Here is a 2,767-nt window from a genome sequence, read left to right on the forward strand (position 1 = left end):
GCCGCGGACGCCGGTGGTGGCGACGATCTTGCCGGTGCCGGCCCGTCCCGAGGCGACCTGCGAAAGGCTGCCGGCGCTCACCGCCGCGGCCTGGCCGGTGCGGCGCACGCTCAGCATGCGGACCCAGCCGGTCTTGCCGGCAGCCTTGATCTGGTACCAGGCGCCTTCGCGCTTGAGGATGTCTACCTTCTGTCCGGTGGCGAGTTTGGTCAGTACTTTTGCATCGGCGAACGGTTTCTCGCGCAGGCTGTCGTTTTTGCTCACCTGGGCGGTTTCCGCGGCGCCGGCAAGAGGGATGGCCAGCAGCATGGCCAGCACCAGTAAACTCTTCTTGATCATGATCGGACTCCTTCGTGTTGCTGCAGCGCCTTGCCCAGCAGGGCCCGCCAGTCCCGGCTATCGTCGCTGCCGATGATACCTTCGGCCCGGCTGACAACCACTGTATCGAAAGGCAGGGCGTCGGCAAGCCCCTTGGTCTTCAATATTTCCGGCAGGGCGGCGGTGAGTGCCTCGGCCTCCTGCCGGATCGCCTGCCAGCGCGCCTCGTCGTCATCGCCGCGGCACAGCCAGCAGAGCACCAGCATGTTTTCGCACAGCCGCCACAATCCCTTCTGCCGGCCGCTCAGCCATTCGGCGCTGGGCGCCTGCCGGCAGCGCGCCTGCAGCGCCGCCGCCAGCTTCTCCAGGGACGCCTCCTCCCGCGTCGGCACAGCGAAGCGCAGGGCGAGCAGGCAGCCCCTGGCTTCCCCGGCTCTGAGCTGCCGGCGCGCCACCACGCTGTCGTCCAGGGCGCGGGCGGTAGCAAAGGCATAATAGCGGGCCAGCGAATAGTAGACGAAGCCGAACATCACCGGCCCGGTGAGGTTGATGTAGAGATTGGCCAGGTTGATCGCCGCGTAGGCGACGCCGATCAGCAGGAACTGGGACAGGCCGTAGAAGCGGTCGAGCCTGCTGCTGGCGCCGTGGCGGTAAAAGGCCCAGGCCGTCGCCCAGAGGATGGCCAGGGTCACCAGCAGATAGGGGAGGCGTGCCTGCGGCACCCGCAGCCAGTCCCCCCGCCGCAGGTTGTCGATGGCCGTAGCGAGAATTTCGACGCCCGGGAACTGCCGGCTCACCGCCGTCGCCTTGATGTCGAAGAGGCTGGGAGCGGTGGAGCCGATGATGACGATCTTGCCGGCGAATTCATCGGCCGGCCGCGCCGGCCGCTCCTTCTGCAGGTCGGCGAAGAGGTCGGCGAAGCTGACGTATGGGTAGCTGAAGGGCTCGCCGCGCCAGTTGATGAGCATGGCGTCCGGCCCTTCGATCTGCGGCCGCTCCGCCCGCACCACGGCCAGCGGCAGGGACGGCAGCTCGAAGCCGCTTTCATGCCGCCGCAGCGTGTAGGCGCGGACGATGCCGTCCGCATCCGGCCAGATGTTGTTGAACCCCATCCGCCCCGAGACCTGCACCGCGGCAAAGTGCGGCAGGACCATGGCGATGGTGGCATCGGCGCTCGCTTCGCTGCCTATCCGGCGCACCCCGGGCACCTGCGCCACCCGGAGCGCGCTCTGGCCGTCGTGGGCCGGGTCGAGGCGCACCAGCGGGAACCAGGTGTTCTGCGTTTGGGCGACCACCGCGTCAAAATAGCTGTCGGAGTCGGGATTGAACAGGTCCGCATCGCTGAACAGGATGTCGAAGACGATGGCCCTGGGCTGCTGCGCTTCGATCTTTTCGACGAATTCGGCCAGCACCTGCCGGGGCCAGGGCCAGCGTCCGTAGTCGGGGGCCATGGCCGCCAGCGACTTCTCGTCGATGTCGACGATGACGATGTCGGCGGCCGGTTTGGCGACGTGCAGGCGGTTGCGGACCATCAGGTCGAAGGCCTTCTGCCGCATGCCGACTATGTAGTTGAAGGAAACCGCGTCGACCAGGGCGAGCAGGGTGAAGAGCGTGGCGACGTAGAGGTAGAAGTTCCTTTGCAGCCGCACACCGAGCCGGTCACCGGCCAGAATCGTTGCGCGGCGAAACCTGGATAGCAATCTTGCCATGGGTCCTCTTCGTTCGGTCGTGCCCGAAGGCACAGCTTTTTGTCTTTAGTATAACCCGGGTCGCACGTCCCGATGGCTGCGTCCCTGATGATGGACAAAAAAGGGGTTTGCACGCCGAGGTGCAGACCCCTTTACCTGTATGGCGGTCCGCTCATCAAACCGCCTTTCATAAGTTATTTCCTACTTTTTAAACCTTCTTACGCCGTTCCTCGCGCCAGAGGTCGAGCAGCAGCAGGCCGACACCGACAGTGATCGCCGAATCGGCGACGTTGAAGGCGGGCCAGTGATATTGGTACCAGTGGACGTCGAGAAAATCGATGACCTCGCCGAGGCGGATGCGGTCGATCAGGTTGCCGACGGCGCCGGCGAAGACCAGGGAGAGGGCAAAATGGAGCAGGCGCTGGTCTTCGCGCAGCTGGCGCAGGTACCAGAGGATGCCGAGGGCGGCGAGCGTGGCGACGGTGATGAAGAAGGGGACGCGGATGGCGCTGTCGGACAGGATGCCGAAGGCCGCCCCCTTGTTGCGCACGTAGGTGATGTGGAAGAAGTTCTGGATCACCGTCACCGACTCGTAGAGGGTGAAGCGGTGGTCGATGTAGAGCTTGGTCGCCTGGTCGAGAACCAGGATGACGGCGGAGACGATCAGCAAAAGACGGTAACGAAAGGGCACGGAAACTCCAAAAAGGCAGGCAAGAGGCCCGAGGCCCGAGGCCTAAGGCCCGAGGCAATAGGTTTTCCTC

3 protein-coding genes are annotated in these 2,767 nt (G+C 65.1%); all 3 read right to left on the reverse strand.

Annotation, left to right across the window (positions count from 1 at the left end):
* A partial coding sequence (locus tag VD811_05670; protein HXV20464.1) for an SH3 domain-containing protein occupies positions 1-339 on the reverse strand: 339 nt, incomplete at its 3' end.
* Positions 336-2,027: a CHASE2 domain-containing protein gene (locus VD811_05675; GenBank protein HXV20465.1), complete on the reverse strand. Its 1,692-nt coding sequence runs from the start codon at positions 2,025-2,027 to the stop codon at positions 336-338. The genes VD811_05675 and VD811_05670, both read right to left, overlap by 4 nt.
* A 187-nt stretch (positions 2,028-2,214) precedes the next feature.
* Positions 2,215-2,697 (reverse strand): signal peptidase II, encoded by a 483-nt coding sequence (gene lspA, locus VD811_05680; protein ID HXV20466.1) that lies wholly within the window; start codon positions 2,695-2,697, stop codon positions 2,215-2,217.
* Positions 2,698-2,767: the final 70 nt, after the last annotated feature.

The sequence above is a fragment of the Desulfuromonadales bacterium genome (assembly GCA_035620395.1).
Taxonomy (GTDB): domain Bacteria; phylum Desulfobacterota; class Desulfuromonadia; order Desulfuromonadales; family DASPGW01; genus DASPGW01.